A 17,748-nucleotide genomic window follows, 5' to 3' on the forward strand; every position below is an offset into this window, starting at 1 on the left:
ATCTTGTGCCGGTCTGCGAGGAAGCAGACGAAGTTCCTAGCCGGCTTTGAACGCAGCGATAGCAGCAGCCGACAAATCGTCGATCGACCGCGTGCGGTCCAGCATCAGGCGCAGGACGATGGCGCCGAGCTTCGCCCTAGCGGCCTCCAGATCGTCGCCGGGAATGTCGCCGTTCGCGCTCAACGAGGCGAAGGCACGCGCCTGGATCGCCTCCGCGACCAGTAGTTCTTGGGAGTTGAGCACGCCAGGGAAGCGGAAAGGTGGGATATGCATCGACATCTTCAGGGCTTGGTGGTCGCCGGCAAGATATGAAGCGCCGCCACGTTCGCAATGGCTCGCGGCAGCAACCATCGTCAGTTCAGTTTGCCGTTCCCATGCGCGAGTGTGGCGCCGTCAGCCCTGACTCGCATGTCGCTGCCGGCCTCGCCATTGAACTCCAGCGAAGCCTGGTAGATCACCTCGCCTCCCACGACCTCGACGGCGACGCGCATGTCCCTATGAGGTCCGTCGGGGAGGTTCTCATTGGCCATATCCGTAAGCGCCCGTTGAGCCTCCCGTATAGCCGCTTGGTCGTCCGGAAATTCCAGCCAATCCGGACTGATGTCGAGCGTATCGCCATCATCCGTTGTGAAGCGGTATTTCGGCATCGAACTCACTCCCGTCGCCCCCCATTCGCTAGAACCGCCTCGAGTTCGTGTAGTTCCGCAACGCGAAAGCCCCGCCGGGTTCGCCGACGGGGCTTTCGTGGGCCTCCAGCCCTTTGCTCCGCCTGCCGGCGAGCACTACCGTGAATTCCGAGGCTCCAACGCCCGATCGCGGGCCAGGTTCCGCATCCCGGTCAGGGAGATTGTCGGTAACGCTCGATCGCGCGCCGTGCCAAGTCGTGCTCGTCATCCGCGACCGCCACGAAGCTCGCGACGATATAGGCGAGCCGGGTTCGTTCTTGCTCTTCGAACCCTTCGGGTACGCTGGATTTGATCTCGTCCCACGCAGTGTCGAGGGCAGCCCTCGTCCGCGCGATATCCTCAGGAGCCAACGACCGGAATGGCATGCCTTCACCATGCAAGACCAACGCACGATCTAAAATTTAAGGCGCCTGCAAATCCAGGCAACAGCAAAAGACAGAGATCTACCCGAGGTGCGCAGCAGCTGATTGCGACGAGGCGCCATCGGAACTTGGGAGCAGCCGAGCCGTTCATCGGACGAGGATAGCGAAGTTTGAACTTCGGCTTCACCGCGATGAAGGAACATCACATGCTTAGGAATGCTCTTTTCGCCGCCGGGCTCGTATTGCTGCCCGCCACGGCTTTCGCTCAGGGCCAGGGCCAGCCGAATGGCCTCCCCGAACCGCCGTCGATGCGCAGCGAGCTGGCGCCGCGCTTCAAGGAATATGTGATCACCCAGCGACCGACATCGTTCACCTATGCGCAGCCGCTTGCGGTCGGCACCGTCCTTCCGCAACAGGGCGTGGTCTACCGCGAGGTGCCCGCAGAATACGGCGTCAGCGGCTATCGCTACACCGTCGTGAACAACCGCACGGTGCTGGTCGATCCGAATACGGGCCGGGTCGTCCAGATCATCGAGTGATCAGCTGGGCAATGCGCGGCGCATTGACGATCCCGCTGCTCGCCCGCTCCTTCGGGAGCGGGCTTTTTCGCACACGAAGGAGCGGCAAACGACCGCAAAAGCCCGACCACTCGGGTCGGGCTTCGATTGCGTAACCACTGCCAGGTTCACAGCTCGTCAAGCGGCCTGGCGGTTGTGCAGGCCTTCCCGCACCTCTTCGACGATCTTGGCGACGAAGGCAGGCAGATCATCGGGCTGGCGCGACGTGACCACGCCCTCGTCGGTGACGACCTCGGCGTCCTGCCATTGTGCGCCGGCGTTGATCAGATCCTGCTTGATCGTCTTGTAGGACGTCAGCTTCCGGCCCTCGGCGATGCCTATGTCGATGAGCAGCCAAGGGGCATGACAGACTGCGGCCACCACCTTGCCTTGGGTGAAGAAGTCCTTGATCAGCGCCAGGGCTCGGTCGTTGCCGCGGAGGGTGTCGGGATTCATCTGCCCGCCGGGAAGGACGATGGCGTCATAGGCAGCGGGATCGACCGCATCGAGCGCCTTGTCGACCTTAACCGCTCTGCCCCAATCCTTCTTGTCCCAGCCCTTGATCTCGCCGCTTTCGGGCGAAGCGACGTGGACGGTGGCGCCGGCCTCCTTGAGCTTGGCCTGCGGGACCTCGAGCTCGGATTGCTCGAAGCCATTGGTCGCGAGAATGAGGATGCTCTTGCCTGTGAGGGCGCTCATGCGAACTCTCCTGTGTCGGAAGGGTGTATCCTTTCCAACAGGGCACGAAGCGAAGCGTTCCCACGGTGACGAAGCAAACTCGGCGCGGATAGCGACGTCGCACCGAGACAAGCGATGACCCAGCCCCTCCCCTTCGGCGGAAGGGCGAAGTCGTCAGCTCCGTATCGGAACCTTGCGGAGGGTGGCCGGTATTAGCCTCTGCAAGATGCCGGGGCCCTTGATGAAGAAGACATACTCGCAAATCGCCGCGGCGATTGTGTTCATGGCGCTGGAGCTGGCGCCCGCTCGGGCCATCACATCAGACGAGATCAACGGCGCCATGCTTGCCAAGCGCGCAATGGTCGATCGCGAAGGGTTGAACCCGTTTATCGTCAAGGCGCAGATCCTGTTGGGGCGCCGCAGCATTTCGCCGGGCGTCATCGACGGTCTCGACGGCGAGAACTTTCGTAAGGCCGTCGCGCAGTTCAGGCGCCAGGAGAACCTCGGCGAAGGCGATACGATCGATGATGTGACCTGGGCAAAGCTCGGCGGCGACACGATCAACGACCTGGTCGTGACATACGAGGTCACGAAGGCAGATGCACACTATCGGTTCGCCCGTCGCATTCCGCACGACTATGCCCGTCAAGCGAAAATGAAGCGGCTTTCCTATACCTCTGCCCGGGAGATGTTCGCAGAGCGTTTCCATCTGAGCGAGCCGCTGCTCGTCGCGCTGAACCCGAAGATTCGAATGGCCAAGGCGGGCAGCGAGCTTCAGGTTACCTCGGCCGGCCGCGAGGTGCAGAAGGGGACGGCTGTTCGCGTCGAGGCGGTGAAGCGAACCGGCATGGTCATCGTCTATGGAACCGACGAGCGCGTCCTGGCGAGCTATCCCGCGACGATCGGCAGCGATGACAATCCGTCGCCCAGCGGCGATTACACGGTCGAACGCGTCGTGCGAAATCCTGACTACACCTATGATCCGGATAAAAATTTCCAGCAGGGCAAGAATCGCAAGAAGTTGGCGCTGCCGCCCGGCCCCAACGGGCCTGTCGGCTCGGTTTGGGTCGCGCTATCGAAGCCAACCTTCGGGATCCATGGCACGCCTGATCCCTCCAAGGTCAGCAAAACCAATTCCCATGGCTGCGTCAGGTTGACAAACTGGGATGCCACAGAGCTGGCGGACTTGGTCAAGCCGGGCGTGCCGGTACGCTTCGTCGATTAGATTTGTCGAGTAACGGCCTTGCCCGGCGCGTGTATCGAGACTGCCGCTGCCTTGGGTTGCTCGCATTCGACTTTCAACGTGACGGTTCAGTGAGAGTGACCATAGAAAAGCCCGGCCCCGCCTGAGCGTGACCGGGTCAATTGCAACGGTCGCAGACTCGAATCTACGGCTCAACGTGTTCGGGCATCGCCTTCAACTCGTCCTTGGTCCAAGCCGTGACGGCGTGAACGTCGCCATTTTCGTCGCGCATGAATTCGAGTGCGCTCAGAGGAATGGCAACAGGCTTGGCGCCAATACCGAGGAAGCCACCGACATCGATCACGGCCTGAGCGCTCGGGCCTGCCCCGTGCATATGCGAGACCGAGCCGATCTTCTCATCTCCCGGCCCGTAGATCGTAGCGCCATCGAGTGCGACGGCAGTGAGTTCGTGGTTGTCGAGCCGGTAGTGCTTCGAGTGGTCCATGGCTTCCTCCTCGTTCCACGTGTTCAAAGAACGATGGGCAACAGCACGGGTTCCTCGACAGAAAAACCGATGGTTCTGAGGAAGCAGAGTAAGTTCTGGATCTTGAGGGTGCCACAACGGTGTCCTCAAAGCTGGGAGGCTCTCGCAAGACAGACGGAGGGAGCACACAAGGGCGCCGTTGGGACCGCTCCTCTAGCCCACCAAGATCAGCCCGCTAGCAGACAGTAAGCGGCCATCTGCATCGGTGCCGCAAGGCGCCGATACCGTTGAAAAAGCCTGCGTTGCTGGGTGCGTGAAGTCCTGATTCAGTCGTCGTGGAGCGGAGGGCGGCGTGATGATCGGCGAACGGCGGGTAGCGCAAGGAGGCACTTCAGCCTTGAGCGCCACCGGATACGATGCCGTTCGTCGCTATGCGCGAGGCTGGCTCCGCGAGCAATCCGCCGTCACGGCCGACGCCTATGTGCCTTTGAGCTTTGCGCCCGGCGAAGCCTAGCAGTTCGACTGGAGCCACGAGATCGCCGTCATCAATGGCGCGACGACCCAGGTGAAGGTGGCGCATGTCCGGCTTTGTCTCTCGCGCATGCTGTTCGTGCGGGCCTATCCGCGCGAGAGCCAGGAGATGGTCTTCGACGCCCATGACCGGGCCTTCGCCTTCTTCAAGGGCGCCTGCACGCGCGGCATCTACGACAACATGAAGACCGCGGTGGAGACGATCTTCGTCGGCAAGGAGCGGGCCTATAATCGCCGCTTCCATCAGATGTGCAGTCATTACCTGGTCGATCCCGTTGCCTGCACGCCGGCCTCGGGCTGGGAGAAGGGGCAGGTCGAGAACCAGGTCGGGCTCGTGCGCAAGCGCTTCTTCGCTCCACGGCTGCGGGTCGAGAACTACGACGAGTTGAACGCCTGGTTGATGGATCAGGTGCTCCGCTATGCCAAGGCTCACCGCCATCCGGAGCAACGTGACCGCACGATCTGGGAGATGATCAGCACCGAATTCGAGCCTTCGAAAGTGGCACAGGCGCGCAAGCACCTGGACGCGGGCGGTCTTGCCGACCTCATCGAGATCCGGGAGGGCGATGCGCTGAAGACCCTCGCGGCCGATCTCCCCGAGCAGGTCGATCTGCTGCTGCTCGACGGCGCCAAGCCGCTCTATCCCGACATCCTCGACCTGGTCGAAGGCCGCCTGCGTGCCGGCTCGCTCATCGTCGCGGACAATGCCGACGACAGCCCGGACTATCTCCGGCGGGTGCGCGCGCCTGGGAGCGGATACCTGTCCGTCCCCTTCGCGGAGGACGTCGAATTGTCGATGCGCCTCGGCTGATCTGCAAGCAAACGCTCGACAGCCCGGCATCGGCAAGCCGATGCCGGAGCGGGCTCATCGGCTTCCTGTCTTGATGCGGACAAGGGCTGCATTATGAGGCTGGCCGGGACAAGCCCGGCCATGACCGAAAGAGCGCTGTTTATCGATGCAAAGGACTGTCTCGCTGCGCGAGACCTCAGAAGCCCGACGGCAACGTGCCGCCACCGTAGAGCTCGCCCTGCCGAGGCGAGCTGCCGATGCCGGAGCGGACATAGGCCGGGCCGCCCTCGCGCGCCGGCGGCAGGCCGAGCTGGAGATCGCCGCTATCCGGCGGCGGCGCGTTCCGAACCACGCGCGTGCGCATCACCGGAGCGGGCTCCGAGACGGCGACCGGCTCCTCGCGCGAGACGCAGCCGCCGAGCAGGGCGACGAGGATGGCAGCGGCGCCGACATGATAGCGGTTCATGGTTTTTCCAATGCGGGAGGCGCGGGCGACCGCAGCCGAACAGGTCCGGCGCAACCTGCATGAGCCGCGCGATCCACGCAAGCTTCCAAACGAGCCCTGTAGCATCGGACCGAAAAGTGGAATCCACTTTTCGGAAGAATCCGAAACAATGTGATAGATCATCGTGACCGCGTCCGTTCGGACGCGCGATGATCTAGCGGTGCGTCAGCCGTCGGTCGAAGCGCATCATCAGCGCATTGCAGGTAACCGCGAATACGGTCAGCAGCAGGGCGATCGCCATGATCGTGTCGATCTGGCCGAGATTGATCGCCCCGGTCAGCAGGAAGCCGAGGCCGCGCTGCGAAGCGAACATCTCGCCGATCAGCACGCCGAGCAGCGTCAGCGAGAAGCCGAGGCGGACGCCCGAGATGATCTCGGGCAGGATCGCCGGCATGATCACGGTGAAGGCGTTCTGCGAAGGCGAGAGCCGCATCACCTGCGAGGTCCGGCGATAGACCGGCTTCATCTGGCGGATCGCGTTCATCGAGAACAGCGTGATCGGGATCAGCCCATGCATCACGCCGAAGGCGATCTTGGCGGAGATGCCGAGGCCGAAGCAGAGCAGCACCAGGGGATAGAGCACGACCTTGGGGATCGAATAGAGCGTCGTCAGGATCGGCTCGGCGACATTGCCGGCGAGCTTGCGCACGCCGAGCACGATGCCGAGCGCGATGCCGCCGAACAGCGAGATCGCGAAGGCGGCGACGAAAGCCCGCATCGTCTCGGAGATGTTGAGCCAGAACTCTCCGGTCGCGAGCAGGGCGGCGAGCTTCGTGACCGTCTGCAGGGGCGAGGCCAGCGAGGAGGCGCCGACCAAGAGGTGCAGACCCTGCCAGAGAACGAGCAAGGCAAGCAGGACGAGGAGCGTGCCGGCAGAGCGTGGCATGAGAGCTGTCATGGCGTCACCGCTGCCTGCGCGCCTGGAGGCGCCGGTCGATCACATTGAGGAAGGTGTTGACGACGGTGACGACGATGAGGACGAGCAGCATCAGCGCATACATGTGCCCGTTGTCGAACAGGTTGTAGGCATAAGCGATGGCATAGCCGACGCCGGCGCCCGACAGGATGAACTCCGAGGCGATCACGCCGATGAAGGAATAGGCGACCGAGAGCTTCACGCCGGTGAAGAGATAGGGCGTCGCCGCCGGCAGTTCGATCAGCAGCGCGGTCTTGACCCGCGACATCCGGTAGATCTGCCCGGTCTTGCGCAGCACACGCGGGATGCGGTCGAGCCCGTTCAGCGTTGCGGTCACCATCGAGACGACGGCGAGCAGCACGGCGATCGCGATGATCGAGGCCGAGCCGACGCCGAACAGTGTGATGAAGATCGGATAGAAGACGAAGGTCGGAACGGCGTAGTAGCTCGCCAGCAGCGGCTCGATCGCATTGCGCAGGCCGGGCAGCGAATAGATGACGACGCCGGTGGCGAAGCCGAGCAGGACCGAGAGCACGGTCGAGATCGCGATATTGGTGAAGGTGATCCTGATATCGGCCGAGAACTGGCCGGAGGCGAGGATCTTACCGAGCTCGACCACCATGTCGGACGGCGCGATCATCACCATGCGCGGGATGATGCCGACGCGGCAGAGCAGTTCCACCAGCAGGATCATCGCGACGACGACGATGACCCGCAGCAGTTTCTCGGACATGGCTCAGCCCTTCCCGGCCGACATGATCTTCAGCGCCTCGATCCGGAGCTTCTCCCAGAGACGGGCGGTGATGTCGCCGAAATGCGGGGTCGAGACGACGCGGCTGTCGCGATCCTTCTCCCAGCCGGTCTCGACGAAATCGATGAAGGTGCCGGGCCGGGTCGACATCACGCCGACCCGATCGGAGAGCATCGCGGCTTCGTCGAGGGCGTGGGTGATCAGGAGGATCGTCGCCGAGGTCTCGCGCCAGAGCCGCAGCAGTTCGTCGCCCATCAGCAGGCGGGTCTGCTGATCGAGCGCGCCGAAGGGCTCGTCGAGCAGGATCAGCCTCGGCTGCATCACCAGGGTCCGGGCGATGCAGACGCGCTGGCGCATGCCACCGGAGAGCTGGGCCGGATAGGACGCCGCGAAATCCTTCAGCCCCATGAAGCCGACGGCATAATCGACGCGGCGGTTGATCTCGGCCGGATCGACCCCGGCGCGGCGCAGGCCGAAGGCGACGTTGTCGCGGACGTTGAGCCAGGGGAAGGACGCATCTTCCTGGAAGACGACGCCGACGCCGTCAGGCACGCCCGTGATCGGCTTGCCCTCGAACTCGGCGGTGCCCGATTGCGGGGCGCTGAGGCCGGCGAGGATGTCGAGCAAAGTCGACTTGCCACAGCCGGAGGGACCGACGACCGAGAAGAACTCGCCCTTGGCCAAATCGAGATCGACCGGGCCGAGCGCATGCAAGGTCGATTTCGGGAGATCGAAGACCCGGGTGACACCGCGCAGCCTGGCATGGGCCTGGACGGCGGTGGCGTGGGGCGCGAGCGGCACGACTTTGGCCCCCGGTGCCGCGGTCATTGCTTGGCCTGGAGGTCGGCGGGCAGATAGGTCTTGTCGAGCACGGTCGACCAGTCGACGTCGCTCTTGACCTCGCCGATCAGCTTCAGGCCCTCGACCATGCGGTTGAGCTCCTCGACATTGAACTCGCCCTCGCTCCACATCTTCGGCGAAATCATGTTGTCGACCGCTTCTTTGGCGATCGGCGCGTCGAGCTTGTAGAGCTTCTCGATGATCTTGGCGGTCTCGGCCGGGTCCTTGTAGATTGCCTGCACCCCGGCGCGGCGGCCGGCGATGATCGCCTTGAGCTTCTCGGGATTCTCCTGGGCGAATTTGCGCGTGGTGATGCCGACCGAGGTCGTCATCGGCTTCAGCACGTCACCGGCCTTGTAGAGCGTGCGGTACTTGTCCTTGCGGATGATCGAGAGAGGCTCGATCAGCACCGAGCCGACGACGGCGTTCTGCTCGAGCATGGTCAGGGCCGGGACATAGCCGCCGGCGGCGACGCGCTGGACCTTGCTCTGGTCGACACCCTTCTCGCGCAGCACCATCAGCAGCAGCATCTCGGAGACCGATTTCGGCGAGGTGATCGCGACCTTCTTGCCGGCGAGGTCCTCGACGCCCTTGAGATCGGAATTCGGCATCACGACCATCGAGGCCTCGGCGACGCTACGCGTGCCGGTATTGACGATGATCAGGTCGAGCCCCTGCGCCTTGGCAGCGAGCGCCGCGGAGACGGCGACCTCGCCATAAGGCGTCGCGCTGGCCAGGATGTTGCGCACCGTGGTGCCGCCGCCGCCCGAGCCGATGATGCCGGTGATGTCGATACCGGCCTGCTTGAACAGGCCCTTCTCCATCGCCACTGCATAGGGCGCGCCATAGAGGCTTGCGCCCCACTGGGTGACCGAGATCTCCTCGGCGCGTGCCGGCGCCTGCAAGGCGAGGACGGCCGCAGCGGCAATGGCCGCGAGACGATTGTACGAAGTCAGGCCAAGCCAGGCGGTCATGTCACTCTCCCGTTGTGGCACGCCGCCGATCGTTATCGTTGCAGCGGATCGGACGTTCGCGTCCAAATTTCATTTGTATGCAAACAACGATCTCAACGGACTTCAAGCTTGTCAAGCGATTTGAGATCGACCAGATGCAAACTGCCGACGGCAGCCGGGAAGCGAGACTATCGCGCGCGAATCCGTTCGCAACTGCGAAGTAAAACCGGGCTCAAACCTGGCCGCCCGGCGCAGATTCGACGAAAAATGAAAGGGTTGGACCGAGCGGGGGCCCGATCGCGATGCGGCATGGGGTACAGGCGAGCTCGTGACTGACTCGCGTCATCGTCGGCGATCCGACCGCTGCCGCTGGAAACGGCACGTCAGCCTCATTTGTATGCAAATGATCTCGGAGGCATCTTCCACCCTCAGATCCAGCCCCGCCAACCCCGCCTTGCCCACGAGAATCCACCTCGGACGCTCTCCCGACTCGACTCCGGCGCGGCACTAGGCAACCATAGGTTGCCGCCGGCTGCAGGAGCCCTCAGCCGCGGCCGGGGGGATGGCGATGGAGGCTCTGGCTCGGCCGCACGCCGGCGCAGGCGAGGTGCGCATGCTCGGCCTGCCCGCCGAGATCGCCTTCCTGGCCGACCATGGCGTGCCGCCGGCGCAATTGCAGGAGGCCACCCGGCTCGCGGAGCGGATCGGCGTGCCGCCAAGCCGCCAGGTCATCGCTTCAGGCCTCGTTACGGAAGAGCAGTTCTACCGGGCCTTGGCGGCCGAGCTCGACCTGCGCTTCCAGCCCCGCGCGCCGCCCTTGCAACCCGGCGGCGACATCGCGGCGATCCTGCGCGAAGGCCTGGCCGTCACCCGTGCTCGCCTCGACAGCCCTGTGCGCTTCGCCGCCGCGCCGCCAGCGGGCCCGGCCTTACGACGCTTCCTCGCCGCCGGCGCCCGGGCTCGCGGGGATATCGTGGTGCTGCCTCCCTCGGCGCTGGCAGCCGAGCTGCGGCGGGCCAATTCCGGGACGATCGCGCGCGCAGCGGCCTGGCTCGACGAAGCGGGCAGGCAACGCTTCAGCGCCCGCACCGGCACGAACTGGCTGCAGAAGGCGCTGGCCTTCATCCTGGTCGCTATTCTGTCCGTGACCGGCACGCTCGCGCCGATGCTGACCTTGATCGGCGTGATGCTGACGCTGGGGCCAGTCTTCTTCGGCGCAGTACTTCTGCGCCTCGCGGCGCTGATGGAGAGGCCGACCATCGATCTCTGGCGCGAACATCGCTGGCAGATCGATGACGGCCGCTTGCCCGTCTACACCGTCGCCGTACCCATCTTCGGCGAAGAGGCCGTGCTGGATCAGTTGGTCGAAGCCCTGACCGCCATAGACTATCCCGCCGCCAAGCTCGACATCCGCATTCTCGTCGAGGAGATCGACTGGGGGCTGCGCCGTGCCCTCGCGGCTCGCGAGCTTCCGCCCTTCATGCAGGTTGTGATCGTGCCGCGCGGCGCTCCGCAGACCAAGCCGCGCGCGCTCAACATCGCGCTGGCCGAGGCGCGCGGCGAGCTCTTCACCGTCTTCGATGCAGAAGACATTCCCGATCCGCGCCAGTTGCGCCTGGCGGCGGCGCGCTTCCTGCGCTCCGATGCCGATCTCGTCTGCCTTCAGGCTCATCTCGTCATCGACAACACCGAGGATGGCTGGCTCGCCGGCTGCTTCGCGCTCGAATATGCCGGGCTGTTCGACGTGCTGAACCCCGGCCTTCTGCAATCGGGCCTGCCGATCATGCTCGGCGGCACCTCGAACCATTTCCGGACGCAAGCGCTGCGGCGCGTCGGCGGCTGGGACCCCTGGAACGTCACCGAGGATGCCGATATCGGCTTCAGGCTGGTGCGCGCCGGCGGCTACATCGCCGATCTGCCGAGCCGCACCCTCGAGGAGGCGCCGGCCACGCTGCGAGCCTGGCTCAGGCAGCGCACCCGCTGGTACAAGGGCTATCTGCAGACGCTGATCAGTCATCTGCTGCAACCTGTCCGGCTGCTGAGCGAAGCCGGCCTCTTCAGCACGCTGACCTTTCTGGTGTTGACGCTGGGTACCCTGCTGGGAACCTTCTTCTACCCCGTCTTCGCCGCGGCAACGGCGACAGCCCTGCTGAGCGGTTCGCTGCTGTCGCCGGCCGGCCCGCTGGAGCTTCTGTTTTCCGCCGCAGCCCTGGCGCTGGCCGGCGGCGGAATCTGCGTGGTCTTCCTGATACCGGCGCTCGGCGCCTGGCGGCGCGGCGCGATCGGGCTATGGCGCTGGCTGCCGCTTCTGCCCGTCTATCACCTGCTGGCCTCGCTCGCGGCTTGGCTCGCCTTGTACGAATATCTCGATGACCGCTTCGCCTGGAACAAGACGGCGCACGGTCTTGCCCGCTCGTCACGCTATCGCGACCGGGCGCATTCCCCGGCACTCACAGATGCCGCAGCCATTCCTGCGCCGCTTCCGCCGGCGGACGCTCGATATTGAAGGCGCCGACGAAGCCGCCATTCTTGTCCATCAGATAGACCAGGGCGGTGTGGTCCATGGTGTAGTCCCCGTCCTTGAGCGGCACCTTGCGGGCATAGGCGCGGTAGGCCTTGATCGTGGCGTCGACCGCGGCGCGATCGCCGGTCAGCCCGACGATGCGCGGGTCGAAGGAGCCGAGATAGCTCTTCATCGTCTCGGCCGTGTCGCGCTCGGGATCGACCGTGACGAACAGCGCCTTGAGCTTTTCGCCCTTTCCTCCGGCGGCACGCAGCACCTCGGAGATCTCGAACAGCTTGGTCGGGCAGATGTCGGGGCAATGGGTGAAGCCGAAGAAAACCAGGAAGGGCGCGCCGCGCAGGTCCTTGTCGGTCAAGGTCCTGCCCTCGGCGGTGGTGAGGGTGAACGGCCCGCCGACGCTGGAAGCGAGGCTCTGCCCACCCGAGCGGGAGGCCGGCGCGAAGGTGATGAAGGCGGCGCCGGCGAGCGCGGCGGCGCCGAGCAGGAAGACCAGCAGGGGCAGGAGCAGGCGGCGGTTCACGGGGAAATCCTCGAAGGCGGACGGAAGGCCGCTCAGAAGCAGGCGAGGAGCGCGGCGATCAGCCCGTCGGTGAACAGCCGATCGCCCTCGCGCCACCAGAGCAGCAGGCCGGCCGCCAGCAGAAGGCCGAAGCCGCCGGCGAGCAGCCAGAGGCCGGGGCGGTGGGCCGGGGCCACGTCCTGCGTATCGGTCTGCGGAGCTACGCTCATCGGCGCAATCTAGCGCCACGCATGGTCAACCGGAAGCTGCGTTCATGCCGCAGGGATACTCCGACTTATCATCTTCGCGATCCCACTTGGCGATCCCTCCCGGCCACCCCACATGAGATCATAGGCGCACAGGCTGGCGCCCATCTCTGGCGTCGACGCGAGGAGATGAGTTGAGGATGGTTCGCGTTTGCGTCGGGGGCAGGGCCCAGATGCCCGGCATTCATCAAAGCGCCCCCCTTTCGGCCAGGAACTTGCAAGTCTGTCTGCGGTTGAATGTTCAGGGGCACTGTCGGCGAGGCCGGCTTGCGCTGGAGGGCTACCACGATGGAACGAGACGGCGAGGTCTTCCGCTTATTTTCTGAGGATTATCGAAGCTATTCGCAGGAAGAGATGAGCCTGCAGGAATATCTGCTGGCCTGTCGCGAAGACAAATCGATGTACGCTTCCGCCGCCGAGCGCATGCTCGACGCGATCGGCAAGCCGAAATTGTTCGACACCAGCCAGGACGAGCGCCTGGGCCGGATCTTCTCGAACCGGACGATCAAGATCTACCCCTCCTTCGCCGACTTCTTCGGCATGGAGGATACGATCGAGCGGATCGCCGGCTATTTCCGCTATGCCTCTCAGGGGTTGGAGGAGCGCAAGCAGATCCTCTATCTGCTCGGCCCGGTCGGCGGCGGCAAGTCGTCGCTGGCCGAGCGGCTGAAGAAGCTGATGGAGGAGCGGCCCTTCTACACGCTCAAGGTCGGCGACCGGATCAGCCCGGTCTTCGAATCGCCGCTCGGCCTGTTCCGGCCCGATCGCATGGGCGATCTCTTCGAGGACAAGTACGGCATCGCCCGGCGACGCCTGACCGGGCTGATCTCGCCCTGGGCGTCGAAGCGGCTCGACGAGCTCTCGGGCGACATCGCCAAGTTCAAGGTGGTCAAGCTGATGCCCTCGCGCCTGCGGCAGATCGGCATCGCCAAGACCGAGCCGGGCGACGAGAACAACCAGGATGTCTCGACGCTCGTCGGCAAGGTCGACATCCGCCAGCTCGAGAATTTCAGCCAGTCGGACCCGGATGCCTATTCCTATAGCGGCGGGCTGAACCGGACGACGCAGGGCCTGCTCGAATTCGTCGAGATGTTCAAGGCGCCGATCAAGGTGCTGCACCCGTTGCTGACCGCGACGCAGGAAGGCAGCTACAACGGCACCGAGAATTTCGGCGGCTTCCCCTATCAGGGCATCGTGCTGGCGCATTCCAACGAATCGGAATGGCTGCAGTTCAAGAACAACAAGAACAACGAGGCCTTCCTCGACCGCATCCTGGTGGTCAAGGTGCCCTATTGCCTGCGCGTCACCGAGGAGCGGCAGATCTACGAGAAGCTGCTGCGTGAGAGCGAGCTGGCCGGCAGCCCCTGCGCGCCGGAGGTGCTCGACCTGCTCAGCCGCTTCTCGGTCTCGACCCGTTTGAACGAGTTCGAGAACTCGCCGCTCTACACCAAGATGCGCGTCTATGACGGCGAGAACCTGAAGGAGGTCGAGCCCAAGGCCAAGGCCATGCAGGAGTATCGCGACGCCGCAGGGGTCGACGAGGGCATGACCGGCGTCAGCACGCGCTTCGCCTTCAAGATCCTCTCCCAGACCTTCAACTACGACACCGAGGAGCTGGCCGCCGACCCCGTGCACCTGATGTACATCCTGGAGGGGGCGATCAAGCGCGAGCAGTTCCCGAAGGAGACGGAGGCGGCCTATCTCGACTTCATCAAGTCCGAGCTGGCGACGCGCTATGCGGAGTTCATCGGCCACGAGATCCAGAAGGCCTATCTGGAATCCTATGGCGAGTACGGCCAGAACCTGTTCGACCGCTACATCGCCTATGCCGACGCCTGGGTCGAGGACCAGGACTACAAGGATCCCGACACCGGCCAGCTCCTCAACCGGCAGGTCCTCGACAACGAATTGTCGCAGATCGAGAAGCCGGCCGGCATCGCCAACCCCAAGGACTTCCGCAACGAGGTGGTGAAGTTCACCCTGCGCGCCAGGGCCAGGAACAACGGCCGCAACCCGTCCTGGACCAGCTATGAGAAGCTGCGCGAGGTGATCGAGAAGCGGATGTTCGGCCAGGTCGAGGACCTGCTGCCGGTGATCAGCTTCGGCTCGAAGCAGGACAGCGTGACCGAGAAGCGCCATCACGGCTTCGTGCAGCGCATGGTCGAGCGCGGCTATACCGAGCGCCAGGTTCGGCGCCTGGTCGACTGGTACATGCGCGTCAACAAGGCGGGCTAGAGCATCGGCCCGAAAAGTGGGGTCCGGTTTTCGGACAAAGCCGATGCAAGAGTAAAAATCCCGGCGGGGAGCCTGCCATGCCGATCTTCATCGACCGCCGCCTGAACCCGAAGGACAAGAGCCTGGGCAATCGCCAGCGCTTCCTGCACCGGGTCCGGGCGGAGTTGAAGCGCAGCGTCCAGGAGCAGATCCGCTCCGGCAAGATCGCCGATGCGGATGGCGAGCACGCCGTCTCGATCCCGGCCAAGGGCACAAGCGAGCCGAGCTTCCGCGACGCCCGGGACAGTGGCCGGCGCCAGCATGTCCTGCCCGGGAACAAGCAGTTCTCGCCGGGCGACAAGATGCCGAAGCCGGGCCAGGGCAGCGGAGCGGGCTCGTCGCCCGGCCTGCAGGATTCCGAGGACGATTTCCGCTTCGTGCTGTCGCGCGAGGAGGTGCTCGACCTGTTCTTCGAGGATCTCGAGCTGCCCGACATGGTCAAGCTCAACCTGAAGGAGATCCTCGCCTCCAAGCCGCGGCGGGCAGGCTTCGCGTCGAGCGGTTCGCCGACCAACATCAATGTCTCGCGCACCATGCGCAACAGCCACGGCCGCCGCATCGCCCTGCAGCGGCCCAAGCGTGTGGACGTCGAGGTCATCATCGCCGAACTGGCGAGGATCGAGGCCGAGGGGACGGAACCCGCCCGCGCCAAGGCCGCCGCCTTGCGCGCCGAGCTCGACCGGCTGGAGCGCCGGCGCCGGGTGATCGCCTTCGTCGACCCCGTCGACATCCGCTTCAACCGCTTCGAGGCGCAGCCGCTGCCGAACGCGAACGCGGTGATGTTCTGCCTGATGGACGTCTCAGGCTCGATGGGCGAACGCGAGAAGGATCTGGCCAAGCGCTTCTTCGTGCTGCTGCATCTGTTCCTGAAGCGGCGCTACGACCGCACCGAACTCGTCTTCATCCGCCATACCCATATCGCGCAGGAGGTCGACGAGGACACGTTCTTCCACAGCACGCAGAGCGGCGGCACCGTCGTCTCGACGGCGCTGGAGGAGATGCAGCGCGTCATCGCGCAGCGCTATCCCAGCAAGGACTGGAACATCTATGTCGCGCAGGCCTCGGACGGCGACAATTTCGCCAGCGATTCCGAGCGCTGCCTGCGCCTGCTCGACAGCGAGATCATGCGCCTGTGCCAGTATTTCGCCTATGTCGAGATCATCGACGAGCGCGAGAGTGAGATCTTCGGCTCGACCGACAACGGCACCTCGCTCTGGCGCGCCTATCTCACGGTCAAGGAACGCTGGCCGAATTTCGACATGACCCGTATCGCCCGGGCCGCTGACATCTACCCGGTCTTCCGCCAGCTCTTCACCCGGCAGCCGGCACGGCCGCGCAACTAAAGGGAGCGCCGATGCCCAGGCACGCGCACCGATCCGATCTGCTGTTCACCGGCTCGGACTGGAATTTCGGAACCCTGTCGCACACCTATGACGTCATCGAGGCGGTGGCGAAGGAGGAGCTGCGGCTCGACATCTATCCGGTCCAGATGGAGGTGATCTCCTCCGAGCAGATGCTCGACGCCTATTCCTCGATCGGCATGCCGCTGATGTATCGCCACTGGTCGTTCGGCAAGCACTTCGTCCACCACGAACTGCACTACCGCAAGGGCGGCCGCGGCCTCGCCTATGAGATCGTCATCAATTCCGACCCCTGCATCGTCTATCTGATGGAAGAGAACACCATGGCCCTGCAGGCCCTGGTGACGGCGCATGCGGCCCTCGGGCACAACCATTTCTTCAAGAACAACTATCTGTTCCGGCAATGGACCGACGCCGACGCGATCCTGGGCTATCTCGATTTCGCCAAGGGCTACATCACCCGTTGCGAGGAGAAGCACGGCGTCGCAGCCGTGGAGTCCGTGCTCGACGCCGCCCACGCGCTGATGGACCAGGGCGTGTTCCGCTATCGCCGGCCGCCCCGGCTCTCCTCCGAGAAGCAGCGCGAAGGCCTGCGCGAGCGGCTGGAATATGAGGAACGCACCTATAACGACCTCTGGCGCACGCTCCCGCGCCAGGCGGATGGCGCCAAGGCGGCGGCGGAGAATGCGGACCTGATCGCCGAGCGCAAGAAGGCGCTCAACCTGCCGGAAGAGAACCTGCTCTATTTCCTGGAGAAGACCAGCCTGATCCTCGAGCCCTGGCAGCGCGAGATTCTTCGGATCGTCCGGGTCATCGCCCAGTATTTCTATCCGCAGCGGCAGACGCAGGTGATGAACGAGGGTTGCGCCACCTTCGTGCACTACACCGTGATGAATGCGCTGTTCGACCGCGGCCGGATCAGTGAAGGCGCCATGCTGGAGATCCTGCGCAACCACTCGAACGTCATCTTCCAGCCTGGCTTCGACGATCCCCGCTTTTCCGGCATCAACCCCTATGCGCTCGGCCTCGACATGATGCAGGATATCCAGCGCATCGCGACCGAGCCGACGGCGGAGGATCGCGACTGGTTTCCCGAGATCGCCGGCAGCGGCGACTGGCGCACGATCCTGCTCGATGCCTGGGCCAACCACCGCGACGAATCCTTCATCCGCCAATATCTCAGCCCGGCGCTGATCCGGAAATGGCGGCTGTTCACGCTCTCCGACGCGGCGAACGAGTCGTTCTATAGCGTCGCCTCGATCCACAACGAGCGCGGCTATCAGAAGATCCGCGCCGCTCTGGCCCAGAGATACGACATCGGGACGAACAACACCGACATCCAGGTCGTCGATGTCGACCTGCTCGGCCAGCGGCATTTGCGCCTGCAGCACAAGGTCCGCGACGGCATCGTGCTGGACGGCGGCAGCTGCGAGGCGACGTTGCGCCATGTCCAGCGGCTCTGGGGCTACGAGGTCAGCCTGCAGGGCATCGACGCGCAGACTGGCACGACGGTCTATGAGCGCTCCAGCAGCCAGCTGGCGCAGTAACCCGCCGGGTTCGCAGGCATGGGCGATGGGAACGGGTTGGT

18 protein-coding genes and 2 pseudogenes are annotated in these 17,748 nt (G+C 64.5%); 8 read left to right on the forward strand and 12 right to left on the reverse strand.

Annotated features, from left to right (window positions below):
• Positions 1–36: 36 nt before the first annotated feature.
• From AC3WLC_RS24275 to AC3WLC_RS24285, 3 genes are all read right to left on the reverse strand, one after another.
• Positions 37–351, reverse strand: a complete 315-nt coding sequence (locus tag AC3WLC_RS24275; protein ID WP_493686477.1) for a hypothetical protein — start codon at positions 349–351, stop codon at positions 37–39.
• A 2-nt stretch (positions 352–353) separates the two neighbouring features.
• Positions 354–647 carry a DUF6894 family protein gene (locus AC3WLC_RS24280; protein ID WP_493686478.1) on the reverse strand — a complete coding sequence of 98 codons (294 nt, stop codon included), beginning with the start codon at positions 645–647 and terminating at the stop codon, positions 354–356.
• 191 nt (positions 648–838) lie between these two features.
• Positions 839–1,051: a hypothetical protein gene (locus tag AC3WLC_RS24285; RefSeq protein ID WP_493686479.1), complete on the reverse strand. Its 213-nt coding sequence runs from the start codon at positions 1,049–1,051 to the stop codon at positions 839–841.
• 167 nt (positions 1,052–1,218) lie between these two features.
• Between AC3WLC_RS24285 and AC3WLC_RS24290 the strand changes: the two genes are divergently transcribed.
• Positions 1,219–1,587: a DUF1236 domain-containing protein gene (locus AC3WLC_RS24290; protein ID WP_493686480.1), complete on the forward strand. Its 369-nt coding sequence runs from the start codon at positions 1,219–1,221 to the stop codon at positions 1,585–1,587.
• Positions 1,588–1,743: 156 nt separating this feature from the next.
• Here AC3WLC_RS24290 and AC3WLC_RS24295 read toward each other — a convergent pair whose 3' ends face one another.
• Complete coding sequence (locus tag AC3WLC_RS24295; protein WP_493686481.1) at positions 1,744–2,304, reverse strand: type 1 glutamine amidotransferase domain-containing protein; 561 nt, start codon at positions 2,302–2,304, stop codon at positions 1,744–1,746.
• 220 nt (positions 2,305–2,524) lie between these two features.
• Between AC3WLC_RS24295 and AC3WLC_RS24300 the strand changes: the two genes are divergently transcribed.
• Positions 2,525–3,508 carry a L,D-transpeptidase family protein gene (locus tag AC3WLC_RS24300; RefSeq protein WP_493686482.1) on the forward strand — a complete coding sequence of 328 codons (984 nt, stop codon included), beginning with the start codon at positions 2,525–2,527 and terminating at the stop codon, positions 3,506–3,508.
• Positions 3,509–3,671: 163 nt separating this feature from the next.
• Here the strand turns inward: AC3WLC_RS24300 and AC3WLC_RS24305 are convergent, their stop codons facing one another.
• Entirely contained in the window at positions 3,672–3,971 is a 300-nt protein-coding gene (locus AC3WLC_RS24305) for a PRC-barrel domain containing protein (RefSeq protein WP_493686483.1), read from the reverse strand.
• A gap of 388 nt (positions 3,972–4,359) precedes the next feature.
• Here AC3WLC_RS24305 and istA point away from each other — a divergent pair.
• Both istA and AC3WLC_RS24315 read left to right on the forward strand, forming a co-directional pair.
• A pseudogene (gene istA / locus AC3WLC_RS24310) lies at positions 4,360–4,965 on the forward strand (IS21 family transposase); the annotation flags it as partial.
• Positions 4,954–5,292 (forward strand): annotated as a pseudogene (locus AC3WLC_RS24315) (O-methyltransferase); the annotation flags it as partial. The pseudogenes istA and AC3WLC_RS24315, both read left to right, overlap by 12 nt.
• 175 nt (positions 5,293–5,467) lie before the next feature.
• Here the strand turns inward: AC3WLC_RS24315 and AC3WLC_RS24320 are convergent.
• From AC3WLC_RS24320 to AC3WLC_RS24340, 5 genes are all read right to left on the reverse strand, one after another.
• Positions 5,468–5,737, reverse strand: coding sequence for a hypothetical protein (locus AC3WLC_RS24320; RefSeq protein WP_493686484.1), 270 nt, complete (start codon positions 5,735–5,737; stop codon positions 5,468–5,470).
• A 193-nt stretch (positions 5,738–5,930) separates the two neighbouring features.
• A complete protein-coding gene (locus AC3WLC_RS24325; protein ID WP_291678048.1) occupies positions 5,931–6,662 on the reverse strand; it encodes an ABC transporter permease in 732 nt (243 codons plus the stop codon).
• Positions 6,663–6,678: 16 nt separating this feature from the next.
• Positions 6,679–7,425 (reverse strand): ABC transporter permease, encoded by a 747-nt coding sequence (locus tag AC3WLC_RS24330; RefSeq protein WP_493686485.1) that lies wholly within the window; start codon positions 7,423–7,425, stop codon positions 6,679–6,681.
• A gap of 3 nt (positions 7,426–7,428) precedes the next feature.
• Positions 7,429–8,244, reverse strand: coding sequence for an ABC transporter ATP-binding protein (locus AC3WLC_RS24335; RefSeq protein ID WP_493686486.1), 816 nt, complete (start codon positions 8,242–8,244; stop codon positions 7,429–7,431).
• Positions 8,245–8,267: 23 nt separating this feature from the next.
• On the reverse strand, positions 8,268–9,257 hold the full coding sequence (locus AC3WLC_RS24340) for an ABC transporter substrate-binding protein (RefSeq protein WP_493686487.1): 990 nt from the start codon (positions 9,255–9,257) through the stop codon (positions 8,268–8,270).
• Positions 9,258–9,804: 547 nt separating this feature from the next.
• Here AC3WLC_RS24340 and AC3WLC_RS24345 point away from each other — a divergent pair.
• Positions 9,805–11,742, forward strand: a complete 1,938-nt coding sequence (locus tag AC3WLC_RS24345) for a glycosyltransferase (RefSeq protein ID WP_493686488.1) — start codon at positions 9,805–9,807, stop codon at positions 11,740–11,742.
• On the opposite strand, the gene AC3WLC_RS24350 is transcribed toward AC3WLC_RS24345, so the two are convergent.
• Positions 11,687–12,280: an SCO family protein gene (locus tag AC3WLC_RS24350; RefSeq protein ID WP_493686489.1), complete on the reverse strand. Its 594-nt coding sequence runs from the start codon at positions 12,278–12,280 to the stop codon at positions 11,687–11,689. The two genes, AC3WLC_RS24345 and AC3WLC_RS24350, sit on opposite strands and share 56 nt — an antisense overlap.
• A 32-nt stretch (positions 12,281–12,312) precedes the next feature.
• Positions 12,313–12,489 (reverse strand): hypothetical protein, encoded by a 177-nt coding sequence (locus tag AC3WLC_RS24355; protein ID WP_493686490.1) that lies wholly within the window; start codon positions 12,487–12,489, stop codon positions 12,313–12,315.
• A gap of 324 nt (positions 12,490–12,813) precedes the next feature.
• Here AC3WLC_RS24355 and AC3WLC_RS24360 point away from each other — a divergent pair, with 324 nt between their 5' ends.
• The 3 genes from AC3WLC_RS24360 (at position 12,814) to AC3WLC_RS24370 (ending at position 17,707) form a co-directional block, all read left to right on the forward strand.
• Positions 12,814–14,760: a PrkA family serine protein kinase gene (locus tag AC3WLC_RS24360; protein ID WP_493686491.1), complete on the forward strand. Its 1,947-nt coding sequence runs from the start codon at positions 12,814–12,816 to the stop codon at positions 14,758–14,760.
• A gap of 77 nt (positions 14,761–14,837) precedes the next feature.
• Positions 14,838–16,142: a YeaH/YhbH family protein gene (locus AC3WLC_RS24365; protein WP_493686492.1), complete on the forward strand. Its 1,305-nt coding sequence runs from the start codon at positions 14,838–14,840 to the stop codon at positions 16,140–16,142.
• A gap of 11 nt (positions 16,143–16,153) precedes the next feature.
• Positions 16,154–17,707, forward strand: a complete 1,554-nt coding sequence (locus AC3WLC_RS24370; RefSeq protein WP_493686493.1) for a SpoVR family protein — start codon at positions 16,154–16,156, stop codon at positions 17,705–17,707.
• The last annotated feature ends 41 nt before the right edge of the window (positions 17,708–17,748 follow it).

The sequence above is a fragment of the Allobosea sp. GW821-FHT03A12 genome, assembly GCF_058986765.1.

What these genes read in the sequence shown, in the direction of transcription:
- AC3WLC_RS24295 (WP_493686481.1), bottom strand. Translation starts at nt 2,304, where the DNA reads ATGAGCGCCCTCACAGGCAAGAGCATCCTCATTCTCGCGACCAATGGC.
- AC3WLC_RS24305 (WP_493686483.1), bottom strand. Translation starts at nt 3,971, where the DNA reads ATGGACCACTCGAAGCACTACCGGCTCGACAACCACGAACTCACTGCC.
- AC3WLC_RS24360 (WP_493686491.1), top strand. Translation starts at nt 12,814, where the DNA reads ATGGAACGAGACGGCGAGGTCTTCCGCTTATTTTCTGAGGATTATCGA.
- AC3WLC_RS24330 (WP_493686485.1), bottom strand. Translation starts at nt 7,425, where the DNA reads ATGTCCGAGAAACTGCTGCGGGTCATCGTCGTCGTCGCGATGATCCTG.
- AC3WLC_RS24320 (WP_493686484.1), bottom strand. Translation starts at nt 5,737, where the DNA reads ATGAACCGCTATCATGTCGGCGCCGCTGCCATCCTCGTCGCCCTGCTC.
- AC3WLC_RS24285 (WP_493686479.1), bottom strand. Translation starts at nt 1,051, where the DNA reads ATGCCATTCCGGTCGTTGGCTCCTGAGGATATCGCGCGGACGAGGGCT.
- AC3WLC_RS24345 (WP_493686488.1), top strand. Translation starts at nt 9,805, where the DNA reads ATGGAGGCTCTGGCTCGGCCGCACGCCGGCGCAGGCGAGGTGCGCATG.
- AC3WLC_RS24370 (WP_493686493.1), top strand. Translation starts at nt 16,154, where the DNA reads ATGCCCAGGCACGCGCACCGATCCGATCTGCTGTTCACCGGCTCGGAC.
- AC3WLC_RS24340 (WP_493686487.1), bottom strand. Translation starts at nt 9,257, where the DNA reads ATGACCGCCTGGCTTGGCCTGACTTCGTACAATCGTCTCGCGGCCATT.
- AC3WLC_RS24365 (WP_493686492.1), top strand. Translation starts at nt 14,838, where the DNA reads ATGCCGATCTTCATCGACCGCCGCCTGAACCCGAAGGACAAGAGCCTG.
- AC3WLC_RS24300 (WP_493686482.1), top strand. Translation starts at nt 2,525, where the DNA reads ATGAAGAAGACATACTCGCAAATCGCCGCGGCGATTGTGTTCATGGCG.
- AC3WLC_RS24325 (WP_291678048.1), bottom strand. Translation starts at nt 6,662, where the DNA reads ATGCCACGCTCTGCCGGCACGCTCCTCGTCCTGCTTGCCTTGCTCGTT.
- AC3WLC_RS24355 (WP_493686490.1), bottom strand. Translation starts at nt 12,489, where the DNA reads ATGAGCGTAGCTCCGCAGACCGATACGCAGGACGTGGCCCCGGCCCAC.
- AC3WLC_RS24275 (WP_493686477.1), bottom strand. Translation starts at nt 351, where the DNA reads ATGGTTGCTGCCGCGAGCCATTGCGAACGTGGCGGCGCTTCATATCTT.
- AC3WLC_RS24280 (WP_493686478.1), bottom strand. Translation starts at nt 647, where the DNA reads ATGCCGAAATACCGCTTCACAACGGATGATGGCGATACGCTCGACATC.